Here is a 16,927-nt window from a genome sequence, read left to right as displayed (position 1 = left end):
AGTCTGCCTGAGTGAAGTAGTTATTGCTCTGCTCCTTGAGGAAGTCGCGCAAAAGCGAAGGTTGTTACAGAAGCAAGGATGGGAGGTTCACATCACAAGGTGCAAGATGTGAGATAATCCATTCGCCTAGATTCGCGATCGTTAATGCTAAGGGATCGATATTCGCATCAAGACGCGCTAAATCTAGCAGATCATGAATGAGTCGCATCTCTCGCTGGCACTCATTGCGAAGGATTTGAAGATAATGGGTTGCTTTTGCTTTGCTTATTTCTGGCTGCTTGAGGGTGATTTCTAGCAGTTGAATTGCCATTCTGGTGCTGGTCAGCGGTGTGCGTAATTCGTGGGAGACTGTGTTCAGGAAATCATCCTTTAGATGATTTAAGCGCTCTAGTTCTTCAACTTGCTGTTGCGCTGCCTGATAGAGACGGGCTTGCCGAATCGCGATCGCACATTGATTGGCAACTTGGTGCACTAGGCCAATTTCTGGTTTAGTAAATGCTTCTGTGGATTGCTTAAATAGCCACAAGTCTCCTATTATCCCTTGGTCATCTGCGATAGGGCAGGCCAAAATTGCCAAATCAGAGGTGGCATCAACCGGACAAAATTGAAAACCTTGATTTTGCAAAAGTTGGCGATATTCTTCCGCACAAACCGTCATCAGAACTATGTGACCTGGAAAGGATAGTAATGAGTTTAGGGCCGCATCGGTAGAGGTGAGTTGGAGAAGTACACCCATTTAGAATTGCTATATGTTGGATTTTAGAGTGTTTGAACTAACTCAAAATTCCATATAAGTTAATGCAATATTGTACTGAGCACCTAACACTAAAGTTTAGCTTCATCCTAAATGGGTAGATATGCAAAATTTTTGATAATCCAGATTGCTATGGCTAATTTTTGCTGAGGATTCAAAAGCACATTTAGTTATTGCTTGATTAAAAACAGATTAAAACACCAGATTTTTGATGATTTACTTCAACGGATTTAGGAATTTTGAAATAGTAAGAGCTATTTTTCGAGAAGTAGTCTAAGCTGATCAACAGAGACAAAAAACTAGGTGAATACGTGGCTGACATTGTTGATACTGCCGTTAATGCTGGTTCATTCAGCACCCTAGTTGCCGCAGTCAAGGCTGCCAATTTAGTCGATACACTTAAAGGTGAAGGTCCATTTACAGTCTTTGCACCGACCGACGAAGCATTTGCTAAGCTTCCCGCAGGAACTGTAGATGCACTACTTCAAGATGTGCCTAAGCTCACAAAAATCTTGACCTATCATGTCGTCTCTGGAAAAGTGATGGCAGCGGATGTCACTAAGCTGAAATCAGCGACTACCGTTGAAGGTTCAGATGTGAAAATTGATGCTTCCAGTGGTGTCAAAATTAATGATTCCACAGTCACAACTCCCGATGTTGCTGCTGATAATGGTGTCATTCATATTATCGATACTGTGCTAATTCCTGCATAAGCGATCGCTTAAATAGCTAAATAGCAAGTTTAGATAGCGAGTACTATCTAATTCTGGGACAGTAACTTCCAAAGGGTTGCTGCCCCTATTTTTTTGCCACCACTCTACGCATAGGTAGAGACCGAACTGAACCAAACTCTGCCGCAGGCAAGAATAGCTTTCTCTCTTGTGATAGTTCGGAAAGTCCTAGGTGATTCGATAACTTATAAATGTGTTCAAGATTCATTGCATCAAATTTAGAACGTTTATTTAGAACCCATAGTTTTTAAGAAAGGAGAACAAAGATGAATATTTTGGCTTGGATCGTATTAGGTTTAATCGCGGGTGCCATTGCTAAAGCTATCTATCCTGGTAGTCAGGGTGGCGGTATCCTCGGCACAATGTTGTTAGGAATTATTGGTGCCTTTGTGGGTGGTAGCCTCTTTAGCTTCCTCACGACAGGATCGCTGGCCTTAACTTCGGCTGGCTTAAGCTTAGGTGGTATTTTGGTTGCTGTTTTAGGCGCGATCGTGGCTCTCTTTATTTACTACGCTGTTAGTGGCCGTCGTGGTGTCTACTAAACTCTAATTTGATACGGCTAGAGTTTGAGATCTGGTTTTTGTTAAATAGTTTCTGAGAAATTCGAGCCTCTGCGTCAGTCGCAGAGGCTTTTGCTTGCTTATGAAGCGAGGGGAAAAGCTGCCGCGATCGCCCACCCAAAGAACAACGCACAGCCTAAAGCATAACCCCAAGTATTGTTGAGTAGAGCTGCCACATAAGCAAAGAGAGCCATAAACAGTGGAAACAGAGGCAGCAAGATATAGAGAAAACCCAGTTGGGGAGAAAATTGCAGCATCAGAAAAATTCCTAGGACTAGGGCAATGCTCTGACCCAACCACCATACAATTCGGGAACCACCTGAAATATCCTGCTGAGCCATACCAGAGGCTAAAAACCACGGTAAAAACCCCAGGGCTAGCCAAGGCCAAAGGGCTAAGCGAGTCGGAATGAGCCACCATTGCAACCAGACGAGTTGAGCCATCAGGCCAAAGCCAATCCACAAGAGCGCGAAGACCGAGAAACCTAACAGCAGAGCGCGAAGCGTCGGTCGCAGAAATTGGGTTAGCAGTCCTAGCCAGAGAATTCCTGCAATGCCAAACCACAGCGCCACTGCTCCTCCGACTTGCACACCCCCCAGTGCTGCTAAGTTTTTCCCGCCTCCTAGCAACGGGATGGTGCCGCTGGCTGCCAAAGCCGAAACCAGCAAGCTGCCCCAACGACGAATCGGCGATCGCACCTGAAATTTACTAACCTGGCTCAACGCGGGGCTCGACCTTGCAAAAGATGGCAATATCGCTCCCATCGCGAGCAACCAACCCAGGAGATGCAACCCGTACCAAGCCATGCGCCGATCTATATATAGACTGGAGCTTTGACGACCAAAGGTAGCATCCAGCCAACGTAAAGCGGCTTGGTGACTCGCCTGACGAAACAGAATTGTAATGTGTTCGGCTTTAGGAATCAGCACGAGCGATCGCCCTTGTCCTGCTGCTAAGTTCTCATTTTCTCCACCTGCTCTGTCTAGCAATCGTTCGGCATTGGTAATGAACCCACCTTCCCAACTGCCTGCCTGGAGTTGTAAGTTTCGGGGTGATTCGGGTGTGACTTTGGCTCCCGTAGGGGAGATCGCTACAGTAGCAGCAAAGCGATCGGCTTGTTGAATGCCAGCCGTCATTACAGATCCGCTGCCCATTGAGTGACCCAACAGCGCCAACCGAGTCGCATCGATCTCTGGCTGAGCCACCAGCGCCTCATATGCCACTTGTAAATCTGCTTGCAAAGAATCACGCTGAGGTAGCGTACTGCCACCATGCCCAGAGAAATCCCACAGCATCACTCCATAACCAGCATGCGCTAATACATGCCCATAGCCCAACATCAGTTGCTTAGAACCCGCAAAGCCATGAGCAATCAGCACTCCAGGAACACGAGTCTGGTTTTGGGGAGCCAGATAAATTAGGGGCACATCGCTCCGCGCTATCTGACGCACTACTAAACCACTCCGCGCACCAAGGACGCCCACCCAAGCCAGTCCAATCATCAGCAAGGCCAGAGCTAAAACAACCCACCGCTTTCGACTCATCACATTTTTTAATTAGAGCGCCTGTTCCGCCAAACATCTTAAACGAGGTTTAGGCTTCAGTGTCGGCATTAGTCAGCATTTGGGTCGATGGATTTCTACGACTTAAGCCCCACTGGAAGATCTGTCTTCTTAGAGAGGTTATAGACAGGTTGGGTCTTGCACGATCAACGTAGAACTTTTAAAGCGTTTTACTGTTGTGTTTAAGGGAAAACCAAGATGATTAGTAATCTTTTAACGCTGGTCGCGACTGCATTGAGTTTGCTGGTAGTGGATTTAGCCGTTCCAGGCGTTGATATTGCAACCTTCCCGGCTGCTTTAATTGCGGCGATCGCGATCGGTCTAGTGAACGCTGGTGTCAAGCCTGTTTTAAGCGTGCTCTCCCTGCCTCTGAATTTTGTCTCCTTGGGAGCTTTTTCGCTCGTTGTGAACGGTCTTTGTTTCTGGCTCTCATCTGTCTTAGTTCCCGGATTCAGAGTCGATGGTTTGATTGCCTTCTTGCTCGGTCCCGTGATCCTGTCTTTCGTCAGCACTTTCATGAATCGATACTTTGCTGAGAGAAGTGTGGATCTAAAAACCGAAGTTTAGTTTCTACCGCTACACGCTGGCTCTAAATTTGCCCTGGCTGGATCTACCCAGCCCTGGTGATGAAATAGCCCATTCGACGGAGTATTTCGAGCGGTGGGTCTAGGAGAATACAGACAAAACAAATTTAACAAACGGAAGGAATTCTATGAAACTGGTTCGCATTCTTGCAGGTATTTTGGTGCCTCCTCTAGGCATCTTCCTGACTGTGGGAATTGGTCCTACTTTGATCATCAATATTGTGCTGACTTTGTTGGGTTGGTTACCTGGCAGCATCCATGCAATTTGGGTCATTCTGAAGCATGACGAGCGTCTTAACCGTCAGGAAGGCGTTTACTAACTGTTTCGATAATTCCTTGTGATTGCGGGTGAGTTCCTTAAGATCAAAACTTTAAAGCAACGTCCAGGGGGGGCGTTGTTTTTATTTGATAAAAAATCAAAGTATTTAGGACAACATACTTATGTCAGAAGAACCGCGTTTAGAAGAACAAGTACTGGCTCAAGTCGTGGAAGCGGGGTTGGCTAGCCAATTAGATGCTGCGGACGCGATCGCGGTAGATGTACGCACTGATCTAGGGAAAATTGTGCAGGGACAGGCCAAGCAAGTTTCTGTGACAGGTCAAGGACTGGTGGTGCAACCTGATGTCCGGGTGCAAGAGCTAGAGGTGCATACGCAAGGAGTAGCTATTAACCCGCTAAGTGCGCTGTTCGGCAAGCTCAAGCTAGACCATCCCGTCGATACAACGGTTCGAGTTGTGCTGACAGAAGTAGACCTCAACCAAACTTTAAACTCGGATGCCCTCAAGCAATATTTGTCTCCTTGGGATCTGAATGTAGACGGTCAAATAGTGACGGTGGAATTGCAGCCGCCTATGGAGATTCAATTGTTGAGCGGCGGCAAAATTCAATTTATGGCAAATGTGGTGCGAAATGAGAACGGTCAAGAACAGCGAACTAGGTTTTCGGCTGTAATATACCCTCGAACCGAAGAGCGGCCTGTTTTATTAGAAGAATTCCGTTGTCATCCCGGTCAAGGATTACCCTTTGGGCTGACTTTTGCCTTCTTCAAGAAAATGAAAGAGCTGATGGAGTTGCCCTACCTCAAATGGGAAGATATGGTAGTGCGAGTTCATCAGTTGGAGATTCAAGAAGGTAGTCTAGTGTTGCAACTTGAAGCTCACGTTGGTCAAATTCCCTCCTTTGGAAATGATGCCGTATGAAATTTGTTTCTGACCCGCCGATCGCTGACAAGATTCGCCAAATGCAGCAGCGAGTTCGGTGGCAAGATCCACTGGTGCTGGAGCGAGGAATTGATCAAACTCGGTTGGTCATTGAGGATGGAGGAGCGGAAGATACAGATTTCTCTTTTTTAGTGGTGGGGGATAGTGGATCTGGAGAACACCGTGGACACAGTCCTCAACGACAAGTAGCAGAGCAGATGCTGGCGCAGCAAGAGAATTGTCGTTTTGTGTTGCACACAGGCGATGTGATCTATTTGGTAGGTGCGAGTGAGTACTATCTGAAGAATTTTATTGAGCCGTATCGTGAGTTTCTAGTCGGAGGGGAGCGACCAGAAAAAATTCCTTACGATCGCATGGTGTTCAACTTTCCTTTTCTTCCTACTCCTGGCAATCATGATTACTATGACCTACCGTTAGCCTTGGGCTTGCTGGTGCAGGCAACCTTGCCGTTCCGTCGCTTACTGCAATCCCACTTAGACTTTGATATTGGTTGGCGCGGTTCTGGGCAAGGCAAGGTATATGCTCAGGCATTTTTAGATTGCTTAAATCGACTCGGTTCGCCTCAAGCGATCGCTCAACATCTAGACGCTCATTACACCGCAAAAACAGATACAGGTTTGTCCCTCCGTTACGATCCGGGGCAGTTTACGCGATTGCCGAATCGCTATTACACCTTTCGCTATGGCGGCATCGATTTCTTTGCGCTTGACTCTAATACATTTAATGCACCGCTCCCTTTACCCACGACAGGAGAAGGCAGAGCTTACCGCCATGTCTTAGAAAAACAACGAGATGAATTAGAGCAGCAAAAACAACAAATCCTAGCGACTTCCACGACACTGAAGCCTAACCAACCGGAAGAAGCTGAGCGCCTAGATGACATGCGCACTAAGTTGGAGCAACTGGAAGAAGCCAAGTTAGATATTGAAAAACAATTAGCAGCCGACGAAACTGTGGTTGTAGATCAGGAGCAACTGGATTGGCTGAAACAACGACTGGTTGAGTCTTGGCACACAGAAGCAGTGCGGGGACGTGTGCTCTATTTCCACCATCCTCCTTATGTCACGGAAGCAACCAAATGGCACCAAGGTCAAACCTTAGCGATTCGTCACCGCTTGCGCCAAGTTTTAGATGCAGTAGCGGCTGAGCTAGGGCCCTTGCCTGATGGTGCTCCCTTGGTAGATTTAGTTCTCAATGGACACGCTCACTGCTTGGAATACCTCCGCACCCTAGACACAGGTCATGCCGATTCTCATCTCAACTGGATCGTTTGTGGAGGCAGTGGTTTTAGTCTGCGTCGCCAGAGATTGGAAGGACCAGAACTGCAAGAGTCTATCAGCACTATTGCTAGCCCTGATGATCGTTTGGTAGCGCGATCGCTGCTCTATGTAGGCAGAACTGGAGCTGGCACTCAAAAGCGACGGCCTTATTCTTTTTTACGGATCGATGTCAAAGCAGGTAAACCGCCACAGTTCGTGATTCGACCTTACGTGTCGGAGCGGGTGCAACGGAAATGGAAGAACTACGCGATCGAGCCTTTTACGATCTGATTTTTACCCTATTCCTGGGTAGGGCTAGAAGTTTGGGCATTGCATAGTTGCAGGACAGGTGAAATGGATAAGGGCAATTCTTTGGGGTTGTCCTGATATTAAGCGGCCAGCATCAGACCTGGCGCTACAGTTTTCATCCCACACGGAGAAATGCAAAACTCGTCTCATTTCAGTATTGATAATCTTTTAATAAGACTCGTTTGGAGAATATAAGTCTTGCTGCAAGACAAGCTAAATCGGCAATAGTAATAGCCTTTTGATCCAGGGTCCAGGTTGGGTTATCTAGGAGGCTCATGCTAGGAAGGAAAAGCCACAAATCGATAGATGCTGACAGATGCTCTGCCTCGAAATAGTTTGTAGAAGCGAATTGGGCATCTCGGTTTATAGTTGAGTTACGCGATCGCAAAGCCTATTGGGGCAAGCCAAGCAACTCAAAACAAGGGTTAAAATTTAGTCCATTTTTAGTCCAAACCGCTTAAGGCAACAAACAAAAGCCTTATCTACAAATAACTCTGGCTTTTTGAATAATTGCGTACACCGCAACACATCAACCCGATGAGTGAAGCGCTAAGTACTCTAGAACTCCTCAACGACTTGTCGATCTTGGTCGTTGAAGATAACTCGGACACAGCAGAATTGTTCAGTCTGCTTTTGAGTCAAGGGCGAACCCAGGTGAGGGTAGCAGGCACAGTCCGCGAGGCTCTAGAAGTACTGCAATCTTTTGAACCCGATATTCTCATTACTGATATCCAACTTCCCGATGGCGACGGTTACGATCTGCTCAAGCAAATCAGAAACTTGCAGAAAAATTCTCCTAAAATTTTGCCAGCGATCGCGATGACGGGCTACAGTACTAAGCTTTCAGAGCGAGCGTATAACGAAGGAGCATTAGTATCCGGTTTCCAGAAATATATGGTCAAACCATTAGATATTTACGAACTGCTGAATGCGATCGCCGAACTGACAGGATGAGTTTAAAGAGATTCGCTTTGCTAGGAGTGCTTAGAGAAAGTTCTAATGCTAAACGACCTCCAGGCAAGTTCCTTCTTCCAAAGTGGAGTTGTAGCAGTTATCCCTGATCTCGAAAGAATGCTTGTCTCTTTTGTGGACTACTAGTCTCATCACGAGTCTATTTTTGAGTCTTGTTAGGACTGATTGAGATCAAACTTTCGTGGCATACAGTACGCCCTGAAACGAAAAAGGTATAGCTCAACCCTGCTTGGAAAAAGCCGATTGAAATCTATGCCAATTCGTCCTTTCTTGGACTAAGAGTCTCAAGTTTGGTCTAAAAACGAGTCTTAGTAATTAATTGTGAGACTAATTTCTGATTAATTGGTCTCATCTTGAGAACCATCTATTAAACTAGCCCGCAAGAAGCCTATAACAGTGACACTACTGTCTTTAAGCTCGTAATTGCTGTGACCAGCTCCGCCAGAGCAATCGGTTTAGGGAAATGCAGTTGGAAGCCAGCGACTACCAAAATGACTTTCTGGTCATAACACTACATAGCCAGATTTTCATACTTTTAATTCAAGAAGTAGCGATCGCCTCAAGTGCTTAACTTTAGATGCTTACCTCAAGCTATTTGGGCGAATAGTTCTGTCCAGCTGAGAGCTGGTGGTCTCGTACCTTGATTCACAATTTCAAATACTTTCCTGACTGTTGCTGCACTGCTCAGACATTCCACACAAGCAGCCGCCACATCAATCCGACTCGTCTGCCCCGATAATCGATCTCCTGTTCCTAGTACCACTCCCTGCTTACCTCCGGTGGTTGCCTTCAGCAAGGTATTGAGATCATAGGAAGTATAAGGACCATCAATCAGTCGTCCCGGTCGGATGATGGTGTAGGGTAAACCTGAGCGCGCGATCGCTTGCTCTCCCTTCTCTTTCGCATCCAATACGCCATAAGCATTCAATAAGTTGTAGGGCGGTTTATCTTTATGCTCTACCCCACAAGAGGAAACAAAAACAAATCGCTGGAGGTTTTTAGGAGCCGCATTAACCAGATGGGCAACCCCTTCAGCATCTACTTTCTCTGGATTATTCTTCGCTTTGGCATTGCGATAATTGGCATCGAAATAAATCTTTCCCCAGGCTTGTAGGCGCTGCAACTGATTTTGTGGAGGCAAATCAAATTCCCAGCGAGCCGAAGGAAAAGCAGTGGTTCCAGTACAACAAATGATGTGAGTAATATCTGGCATTGCCGCAGGCAGCGTTTCTGCTTGACGAATATCGCCCACTGCTGTTTCTACGCGATCGCCAAACATTTTCTGAGCTTTGGCAGAGTTACGAGTTAAGGCTCGCACAGAGAATCCTTTCTCCAGTAGTTTGGCTACAACTAATTGCCCAACTCCTCCTGTAGCCCCAACAACCAGTACTCGCTCCGACATTCTTGCTCCTTGTCTGCCAAAACATTTCCTGCATCAGCCTTAGGATACTTGAGAAGGCTAATGTGGCTGAACTGCTGAAAGGAGTAAAGCGTAACTAAAACTTAGTGAAGCTTCTACCTACACAGATGCCTAAACACAGGTAAAGTTCAAAAACTATGTGATTAATCAAACAAGTAGCAATTAAAACCTATCGCGATCGCCCCTGAGCAACTGATCAAAAATAACCCCAAGACTGAAGTTGTATTACTTTGCTCTCAGGGAAAAGTTTAAGGACAATCAACTATTGTGTCTCTACAAAAATGCTTTACTTAAGCGATGTCGAACTTAGCAAAAATTTAATAAAAATAATCTTTAAATCTAGACTGAAGAAGTTAAGACTTGTTAAAAAAGCTTATTAATTTTGCCTGACTTGCAAAAACTCCCGGAGGGTTCGCAGTTGGGACTCATTAGGCATAGTCGAAGGGTGCACCTGCTTGAGCCAATTTAGCGCTTCCCACAGCTCCAAATTTTGGTAGAGGCAGAGATAGGCCAGACAGACGGTTGGCGATCGCTCGATTCCCGCTAGACAGTGAACATAGATAGGGAGCTGGTTCTGCACACTCTGATGCACAATCTCTACTGCCTTAGCTAGTTGATGCACCTCTAACTGAGTGGTGTAGTAGCGATCTGGCACAATGAACCGCAGACAATTGAAATCTTGAATAATCTTTTCCGGTAAGCAACCTTCAATCTCAGCACAGAGAGACAGAACTACCTTGATGTTGGCCGCAACCAAGCGGGGGTGATCTTCTGCTTGTGGCAAACCTCCGACAGCTAGTCTACCGGGGATCACCCAACTAAAGGGAGTCTGGCGCTGGTAGAAAGAGCGTTGTCGGGGTTTTCCTGACAACCAGCCTTGCAACCGGAACCAGATGGTCTTGATGAGCCGTTGAACCTGCCGTAATACTTGTCTCACCTGATTTTCTCGATGCTGACCCAATTGCTGTTCTCAGTGATCCAGGGACTACTGCTAGGAATCCGGATTTGCCTTGCCATGCCCGAACTAGTAACGAGTATAGGGGAGCTAGATCCGAAGATTCACTAGGGATGTTTAACTAATTCTAAATAGTTGAACTATTTCTAAATAACTCATCTAGTTTTGCAAAAGTATGCCATTGTTTATTGAAAAGTCTTGATGCTGCCAAATCGTCTGCTATCCCTCTGCCCTAATTAAGCGACAAAGCTTAAGCACCAAAGCCAAGGCAACCCCTCAAAATTTGATTACTGGTAGCAACTGGTTAACCATTACAGCACTTTAGGGCAGCGTCATGCTTAACTAAGTCCAGACATTTACTAAATATTTATCAGGTGCGATCGCTATCTCATATAAACCATGAAGGAAAAAGGGCAGTCGGCTTCCAATGGGTCAAAACGACAATAACATCAGTTTTTCGTTGAGTCAGATTACTTTTAGCTTGTTGCTGCTCAGCAGTGCAGCGGCTCCAGGATGGGCACAAATGTCGCTCCCCATACCTGCAACGGCTTCTCCTAGCTTAGCTCCTGCCAGTCTGACCCCCGCCAACGCGGCTCCTCCGAGCCTGACACCTACCTATTCCACCCCAGATGGCTACCAGTTAGGGGCAGGCGATCGCGTTCGTTTAGATATTTTCCAAGTTCCGGAGTATAGCGGAGAACACCAAGTTCTCTCGGATGGTTCGTTGAATTTACCGCTGATCGGCACCATACCCGTTCAAGGCATGACCCTCAAGCAAGCCTCTGCCGTCCTTTCGGCTAAGTATGCCCCAATTATTAAGCGGCCCATTGTCACAATTACTCTCCTTGGAGCGCGGCCCTTAAAAATTGCGATCGCGGGAGAGGTCAGCCATCCCGGTTCCTACACAGTGTCTCCGAGCGGGGAGCAAGGGGTGCCTACGGTCACTCGCGCGGTGCAATTGGCGGGAGGGATTACTCAAGCCGCTGATACCCGCCAGGTACAAGTGCGACGGGCTCGTCCGCTCAATGTTGGTGGGGAGCAAGTGTTGACAGTCGATCTTTGGCAACTCCTGCAAACGGGAGACTTACGGCAAGACCTGTTGCTCCAAGACGGAGACACTATTTTTATCCCGACTCAAACAGTTGTCAATTTAGCGGAAGCTAACCAATTAGCAGCTGCTAGCTTTGCGGCCAGTAAAGCCGAGCCTTTACGCATCGCGGTTGTGGGGCAAGTGAATCGTCCCGGACCTTATACCTTGACTGGAAACATGGATGGGCAGGCCGAGGCAGGTGGTGGCGTACAAATGCCAACTGTAACGCGAGCCATTCAGGTAGCCGGAGGGATTACCCAGTCAGCAGACATTCGACGGATTCAGCTACGACGGTTAACCAAAACGGGGGCTGACCAAGTCATTGATGTTGATCTCTGGAAGCTATTGCAGGCTGGAGATGTACGTCAAGATATCCCCCTGCAAGAAGGAGATACCATCGCGATTCCTACCGCGACCGCCATGACTCCCACGGAAGTAACAGAGCTAGCTTCAGCTAGTTTTTCGCCTAACAAGATCACAATCAATGTCGTAGGTGAAGTGGTACAGCCCGGTGTGGTCGAAGTGCCCCCCAACACCCCCCTCAATCAAGGACTGCTCGCCGCAGGTGGCTTTAATCGCCGAGCCAAAAAGGGATCGGTAGAACTGATTCGGCTAAACCCCAACGGCACTGTGTCCAGGCAACAAGTCGCGATTAACTTTTCCAAGGGATTGAACGACAAAGACAACCCGCCTCTTCGAAACAACGACACCATTGTTGTGAAGCGCTCAGGCATTTCTGGAGTTTCAGACGCGATCGGGACTGTACTTTCACCCCTTACTGGTGGTTTTGGTTTATTTCGGCTCCTCGGCTTGTGATTTCGGCTTGATTCATTTCTAGGGTAAATAGTAGGCAAATTATGCAGATGGAACCATCCCCCTATTCTTTAGTACCAGGAAATCTCCAGCCACCTGGCGAACTACAACCTCAGGCTCTGCCCCTGACATACTACGCTCCCCAGCCCTACTATGCCCCCAAGGACGAGCTTGATCTTAAAAGCTTTCTAGAGGTTTTACGCCGTAGAGCGTTGATTGTGGCGAGTGTGGCGATCGCAGTCACAGCAACCACTTGGGGATGGACTTGGAGTCAAACCCCAATCTACAAGGGTGACTTTCAAGTTTTGGTGGAACCTGTCACCGATACGCCATCTCCCCAGCAGTTATTACAAGAGAATCAAAACGCCCTCCAACCCACCTTTGACTACGCAACTCAAATTGAGGTGCTGCGCAGCCCTGGATTATTAGCTCCGGCAGTATCAAAGTTGCAGAAGCTATATCCCGACCTCAACTATGGTTCCTTAGTGAGTAATCTCACCATTACTCAGCTCAGCAACACCAAAATCCTTCTAGTCAGCTACCGCGACTCCGATCCCAAGAAGGTGCACACGGTCCTCGAAGGCTTGTCAGATTTGTACCTCAACTATGGTGTGCAACAGCGACAAGTTAGCTTGCAGCAAGGCACTCAGTTTGTCGATGGACAATTGCCAAAGCTGCGCAAACGAGTTAGCAGCCTGCAAGAAGAGCTGGAAAAATTTCGTCAAAGATACAGTCTCATTGATCCAGAGTCACGAGGCAATGAACTATCTGAACTCATTAGTGATGTAGAAAAACAACAGCAAGAAGCTCGTACGCAACTCATTGAGGCTCAATCCCTCTACGGCACCTTACAAAATCAAGTAGGATACCGCCCAACAGAGGCGATCGCTGCTGCCTCTTTGAGTGAATCTCCCCGCTACCAACAACTCCTGAATCAAATTCAGGAAGTGGAAGCTCAAATCGCGGTTGAGTTAGCTCGCTTTCAACCGACCAGTCCTAATATTCAAATCCTAGAAGACAAGAAGCAGCAGTTAGAAGCCCTTCTAGGCGAAGAATCCCAAAAGGTCTTGGGCAACCAGGCGCGACCCAGCGGTGCGGATGGTAATTTAACCTCTATCTCTTTAGACCTCAGTAAGCAGTTGGTGAATACAGCCAATCAAGTGCAAGTGCTGCAAATGCGGAATTTGGCCCTTGCAGAAGTAGAGCGCAACCTAAAGCAAAACTTTGAGCTTGTCCCAGCGCTGGCCAGACAATACACTGACTTACAACGAGAACTAAAGGTCGCCACTGAAAGCTTAAATCGCTTCTTGGGCACCAAAGAAACGCTGCAAATTGAAGCATCCCAGAAAGCCATTCCGTGGCAAGTTATTTCGGCCCCCCAAGAACCACAGCAACCGATTTCGCCCAATACTCCTCGCAATTTAGCTCTGGGTGTTGTCGCAGGCTTACTTCTGGGAACTGGAGCCGCGTTACTCACCGAAAAGCTAGACAACGTTTTTCATTCTCCCACCGATCTAAAAGATTTGACCCGGTTACCACTGTTAGGAGTGGTGCCGTTTCAAAAACGTTTACCCGAACCTGCGTATGGTGTCGTGGCTCCTCGCTTCACCTTACCAGAGCAGAACCTTGCTCCTGAGTTTAGCGAGCAATCGCAATTAGAAACCTTCAATCTGGAAAATGCCCCCATTGCCAGTCCTAGCCATTACACCACTTCTCCTTTCTTAGAATCCTTCCGATCGCTTTATACAAATGTTCGTTTATTAGGATCAGATACTCCTATCCGCTCCCTAGTCGTAGGGTCGGCAGTTCCTGCGGAAGGCAAATCCACGATCTCCCTACAACTGGCAAAAGCAGCTGCAGCGATGGGTCAGCGAGTCTTATTGGTCGATGCTGATATGCGCCGCCCCCAAGTCCATACTTACTTGGGCCTAGCCAATATGCGAGGGTTGAGCCACCTAATCGCTACCAATGTGACTGCTGAAGAGGTGATTCAGCGATCGCCTAGTGACGAAAATCTCTTTATCATTACCGCAGGGCAAATTCCGCCCGATCCTACGAAGTTGCTCTCCTCCAAAAAAATGCAAAACCTGATGGAAGAGTTGCAGGAGAGCTTTGACTTAGTGATCTACGATACTCCTCCCGTATTAGGGCTGGCAGACAGTAGCATCTTAGCCACCTATACCGATGGAATCATCATGGTAGTAGGACTCGGAAAAACCGATCGCTCAACCTTGGTCATGGCTTTAGATAGTCTCAGGATTTCTTCCACCCCCGTCTTAGGCATTGTGGCGAATGGTATTAAGGGCTACACCACTCAATCCTATGACTACTACAATCGCTACTACACCCAAAAGCGCGATTCTGTCCCCCTAGAAGTTCCTGCGAACCTAAGTTAAGTCTCGGTAGATTACAGAACCACAGCTTGGAGCATAGTATTCAGCCAGTCACCCTCTGAGCTGGATTTGAGCTAGATACTATGCCCCTAAATGTTTTTGCACTTTTTCATTCCTCATCCTTCCATCAAGCTTTTCTAGAGAATCCTAGTCTAGATAACCAGCTATGATTCAGCTTGAAAGATAAAGAGAGAGGATCTTTTACGGCTACGGGGTAGGAAATCTTCGTTTGAGCCTTGATCACATTAGAGTATTGCTTGGCAATGATCTCTGGCGTAAAGTGAGTTAAAAGATAACGCCGCCCTGCTGCCCCTAACTTCGCTGATAGTTCGCGGTTCTGAACCAAGTCACGAATAAAGTGAGCTAAACCGCTACCATCTCCATTCTCAAACGCTTGGCCACAATCAGCCGCTGCTAGCATCTGACGGAGATAGGAGTGGGATTCACAAATAATGGCGACAGGACGCCCAGCGGCCAGCGTGCCATAAAGTTTACTAGGAGCGACCAATCCTTCCATCCCCGGACTAATGCTCACCAAGGACAAATCGCAGGCAGTTAAGGAATAGGGCAAGGTCTGCTTATCTTGATAAGGCAGAAACAAGCAATTATTGAGACCTAGACTTTGAGCCTGATCAATGCAACCTTGATACTGGGCTCCACTACCAATAAATACAAATTGAACAGCCTCATTTTTGAGGTGATCTGCCGCCGCTAAAATGGTCTCCATATCATGGCAGCGACCAAAATTGCCCGAATAAAGCACCGTAAATTTTTCAGTTAAATGGTGCTGCGTTGCAAACCAATTATCTTGCTTGGCGATCGGCACAATTGTATTGGGATTTGCCCAGCTATGAATCACTGAAATTTTATCGCTCAAAGCTGGATACCGATCAGCAATCCGCTGCTTCATGGTAGGACTCAAGACAATAATCTGCTGCGATCTACTCCAAACAGCCCAATTAATTGCATGCCAAATTTGAGCTAACCAGTGTTTTTGCGAAACAACATTCAGTTGAATCGCTACGTCAGGATATAGATCATAAATTAGACAAATATAAGGCAGCTTAAAGCATAAGTTAGCGAAGAGACCTAGAACTGGCAAATACGGAGGTGCTGTGGTAACGAGAAGAATATTTCCTCGTCGAGAATTCTTTAGTAAATGTAGTCCAGAACGCAGACAAAATAGCAAACCACTAACTACTTTTCCCCGGATGCGCTGCGGCCAAATTTGGGTAGTTCGCGATCGCCGAACTAGGACACGCTCAACCTTTTCAGTCGCTGGAGCCGATTTAGCTTGAAAAGCATATCCCGGTTGACCCGTAAAAACCTGAACTTCAATTCCTTGATGACTTAATTGGGAGGCCAGTTCTTCAATCAGTTGTCCGGTAGCAGCATAATCGGGGGGATAAAACTGCGTAATAATCGACAAATGCAGCGATCGATCAAGGTCTAAAGGGCTACCGTTCTTCATGTCTGGCTACTACTAGGGAGCTGATACAGTGATTGCTTGCTCAACCGAATTCCCTTTCAACTCTGGATATTAAACTTTCAAAATCCTAAATTTATTAATTTTATCTGAGGATTATACCCACTAAAATCTAATACTAATCATTTATCTCCAAGACTCTGTTAGATGTCAAGGAATATTTAATATGATTAAAGCAATGGAAACTCTTTATAAAAATTTCACTTTTTTGATGCCAGCTCGTAGCCAATATATTGATTTGCTCCTTGGTTTATACCATTTTTCTATGTTTAGGAGCTACTAAAACAGCTCTATTTCGAGTCAACCCATACCGTATTACTAGAAAAATTTGCTTCATCAGAAAAATTAGAAATTTTTTGGGGAACACACGATAAAAGTTTTCATTTATTTACAATGAGCGCGAAATGAATGAAAGTAGTGTTGGTGATAAAACCTTGCTTAATCTAAGCTCAAGTGAGGGATACTAAATTAATGCAGGTGCTTAAAAATACTAAGTGTGATGTTCAAAGTTGTTACCCGTAACTTCTCTCAAGAGTTTGGCCGTTGGACAGATGCCTTAAACACTGCTAAATCTCTGCAACCGCAATGCAAAAGCCTATTGCAAGATATCCGAATTTTTGAGGGAGAAGACTTGGTCTGGGTTTATAGTCGTTCCCATACTTATCCACAATTTGTTGGCCCTGGTGCTTACAAACGCTTAGCCATACGCTTTCTTCAAGAAGCGATCGAGAATGGAGAAGCATGGGCAATGGGAGAAGTAGCCGAAACAAGCTCAGAAACTAGCTCGGAAACGGGTGATGACTAAAACTTTCTTCTCT

15 protein-coding genes are annotated in these 16,927 nt (G+C 46.6%); 10 read left to right on the top strand and 5 right to left on the bottom strand.

The window, feature by feature from the left end; genetic code table 11:
- Positions 1–64: 64 nt before the first annotated feature.
- The gene (locus tag H6F68_RS15595; RefSeq protein WP_190560335.1) at positions 65–736 is read right to left on the bottom strand and encodes a histidine kinase dimerization/phospho-acceptor domain-containing protein; all 672 of its coding nucleotides are present in this window, start codon (positions 734–736) and stop codon (positions 65–67) included.
- Between the two features lie 329 nt (positions 737–1,065).
- Here H6F68_RS15595 and H6F68_RS15590 point away from each other — a divergent pair, with 329 nt between their 5' ends.
- Both H6F68_RS15590 and H6F68_RS15585 read left to right on the top strand, forming a co-directional pair.
- Complete coding sequence (locus H6F68_RS15590) at positions 1,066–1,467, top strand: fasciclin domain-containing protein (RefSeq protein WP_190440206.1); 402 nt, start codon at positions 1,066–1,068, stop codon at positions 1,465–1,467.
- Positions 1,468–1,751: 284 nt separating this feature from the next.
- Entirely contained in the window at positions 1,752–2,027 is a 276-nt protein-coding gene (locus H6F68_RS15585; RefSeq protein WP_190440204.1) for a GlsB/YeaQ/YmgE family stress response membrane protein, read from the top strand.
- 98 nt (positions 2,028–2,125) lie between these two features.
- Here the strand turns inward: H6F68_RS15585 and H6F68_RS15580 are convergent, their stop codons facing one another.
- Positions 2,126–3,589, bottom strand: coding sequence for an alpha/beta fold hydrolase (locus H6F68_RS15580; RefSeq protein ID WP_190560333.1), 1,464 nt, complete (start codon positions 3,587–3,589; stop codon positions 2,126–2,128).
- A gap of 216 nt (positions 3,590–3,805) precedes the next feature.
- Here H6F68_RS15580 and H6F68_RS15575 point away from each other — a divergent pair, with 216 nt between their 5' ends.
- The 5 genes from H6F68_RS15575 (at position 3,806) to H6F68_RS15555 (ending at position 7,934) form a co-directional block, all read left to right on the top strand.
- A complete protein-coding gene (locus H6F68_RS15575) occupies positions 3,806–4,174 on the top strand; it encodes a phage holin family protein (RefSeq protein WP_190440201.1) in 369 nt (122 codons plus the stop codon).
- A gap of 145 nt (positions 4,175–4,319) precedes the next feature.
- Positions 4,320–4,511 (top strand): YqaE/Pmp3 family membrane protein, encoded by a 192-nt coding sequence (locus H6F68_RS15570; RefSeq protein ID WP_190440200.1) that lies wholly within the window; start codon positions 4,320–4,322, stop codon positions 4,509–4,511.
- Positions 4,512–4,632: 121 nt separating this feature from the next.
- Positions 4,633–5,391, top strand: a complete 759-nt coding sequence (locus tag H6F68_RS15565; protein WP_190560331.1) for a DUF2993 domain-containing protein — start codon at positions 4,633–4,635, stop codon at positions 5,389–5,391.
- Positions 5,388–6,962, top strand: a complete 1,575-nt coding sequence (locus tag H6F68_RS15560; protein WP_190560329.1) for a metallophosphoesterase — start codon at positions 5,388–5,390, stop codon at positions 6,960–6,962. Before H6F68_RS15565 ends, H6F68_RS15560 begins: the two co-directional genes overlap by 4 nt.
- Before the next feature lie 555 nt (positions 6,963–7,517).
- Positions 7,518–7,934, top strand: a complete 417-nt coding sequence (locus H6F68_RS15555; RefSeq protein WP_190560327.1) for a response regulator — start codon at positions 7,518–7,520, stop codon at positions 7,932–7,934.
- Positions 7,935–8,538: 604 nt separating this feature from the next.
- Here H6F68_RS15555 and H6F68_RS15550 read toward each other — a convergent pair.
- The gene (locus tag H6F68_RS15550) at positions 8,539–9,354 is read right to left on the bottom strand and encodes an SDR family oxidoreductase (protein ID WP_190560325.1); all 816 of its coding nucleotides are present in this window, start codon (positions 9,352–9,354) and stop codon (positions 8,539–8,541) included.
- Between the two features lie 394 nt (positions 9,355–9,748).
- On the bottom strand, positions 9,749–10,333 hold the full coding sequence (locus H6F68_RS15545; protein ID WP_190560323.1) for a dual specificity protein phosphatase: 585 nt from the start codon (positions 10,331–10,333) through the stop codon (positions 9,749–9,751).
- Between the two features lie 421 nt (positions 10,334–10,754).
- On the opposite strand from H6F68_RS15545, the gene H6F68_RS15540 reads away from it, so the two are divergent.
- The gene (locus H6F68_RS15540; RefSeq protein WP_199300109.1) at positions 10,755–12,233 is read left to right on the top strand and encodes an SLBB domain-containing protein; all 1,479 of its coding nucleotides are present in this window, start codon (positions 10,755–10,757) and stop codon (positions 12,231–12,233) included.
- Positions 12,234–12,280: 47 nt separating this feature from the next.
- Positions 12,281–14,626, top strand: coding sequence for a polysaccharide biosynthesis tyrosine autokinase (locus tag H6F68_RS15535; RefSeq protein WP_190560321.1), 2,346 nt, complete (start codon positions 12,281–12,283; stop codon positions 14,624–14,626).
- Positions 14,627–14,750: 124 nt separating this feature from the next.
- On the opposite strand, the gene H6F68_RS15530 is transcribed toward H6F68_RS15535, so the two are convergent.
- The gene (locus tag H6F68_RS15530) at positions 14,751–16,094 is read right to left on the bottom strand and encodes a glycosyltransferase family 4 protein (protein WP_190560319.1); all 1,344 of its coding nucleotides are present in this window, start codon (positions 16,092–16,094) and stop codon (positions 14,751–14,753) included.
- A 514-nt stretch (positions 16,095–16,608) separates the two neighbouring features.
- Between H6F68_RS15530 and H6F68_RS15525 the strand changes: the two genes are divergently transcribed.
- The gene (locus tag H6F68_RS15525) at positions 16,609–16,914 is read left to right on the top strand and encodes a hypothetical protein (RefSeq protein WP_190549843.1); all 306 of its coding nucleotides are present in this window, start codon (positions 16,609–16,611) and stop codon (positions 16,912–16,914) included.
- The last annotated feature ends 13 nt before the right edge of the window (positions 16,915–16,927 follow it).

It is taken from the genome of Trichocoleus sp. FACHB-262, assembly GCF_014696035.1.
In the GTDB taxonomy this organism is placed as follows: Bacteria; Cyanobacteriota; Cyanobacteriia; order FACHB-46; family FACHB-46; genus Trichocoleus.
Note: the sequence above shows the minus strand (reverse complement) of the source record. Positions and strands in the feature narration are given on the sequence as shown.

What these genes read in the sequence shown, in the direction of transcription:
- H6F68_RS15595 (WP_190560335.1), bottom strand. Translation starts at nt 736, where the DNA reads ATGGGTGTACTTCTCCAACTCACCTCTACCGATGCGGCCCTAAACTCA.
- H6F68_RS15585 (WP_190440204.1), top strand. Translation starts at nt 1,752, where the DNA reads ATGAATATTTTGGCTTGGATCGTATTAGGTTTAATCGCGGGTGCCATT.
- H6F68_RS15580 (WP_190560333.1), bottom strand. Translation starts at nt 3,589, where the DNA reads ATGAGTCGAAAGCGGTGGGTTGTTTTAGCTCTGGCCTTGCTGATGATT.
- H6F68_RS15575 (WP_190440201.1), top strand. Translation starts at nt 3,806, where the DNA reads ATGATTAGTAATCTTTTAACGCTGGTCGCGACTGCATTGAGTTTGCTG.
- H6F68_RS15570 (WP_190440200.1), top strand. Translation starts at nt 4,320, where the DNA reads ATGAAACTGGTTCGCATTCTTGCAGGTATTTTGGTGCCTCCTCTAGGC.
- H6F68_RS15565 (WP_190560331.1), top strand. Translation starts at nt 4,633, where the DNA reads ATGTCAGAAGAACCGCGTTTAGAAGAACAAGTACTGGCTCAAGTCGTG.
- H6F68_RS15560 (WP_190560329.1), top strand. Translation starts at nt 5,388, where the DNA reads ATGAAATTTGTTTCTGACCCGCCGATCGCTGACAAGATTCGCCAAATG.
- H6F68_RS15555 (WP_190560327.1), top strand. Translation starts at nt 7,518, where the DNA reads ATGAGTGAAGCGCTAAGTACTCTAGAACTCCTCAACGACTTGTCGATC.
- H6F68_RS15550 (WP_190560325.1), bottom strand. Translation starts at nt 9,354, where the DNA reads ATGTCGGAGCGAGTACTGGTTGTTGGGGCTACAGGAGGAGTTGGGCAA.
- H6F68_RS15540 (WP_199300109.1), top strand. Translation starts at nt 10,755, where the DNA reads ATGGGTCAAAACGACAATAACATCAGTTTTTCGTTGAGTCAGATTACT.
- H6F68_RS15535 (WP_190560321.1), top strand. Translation starts at nt 12,281, where the DNA reads ATGGAACCATCCCCCTATTCTTTAGTACCAGGAAATCTCCAGCCACCT.
- H6F68_RS15530 (WP_190560319.1), bottom strand. Translation starts at nt 16,094, where the DNA reads ATGAAGAACGGTAGCCCTTTAGACCTTGATCGATCGCTGCATTTGTCG.
- H6F68_RS15525 (WP_190549843.1), top strand. Translation starts at nt 16,609, where the DNA reads ATGTTCAAAGTTGTTACCCGTAACTTCTCTCAAGAGTTTGGCCGTTGG.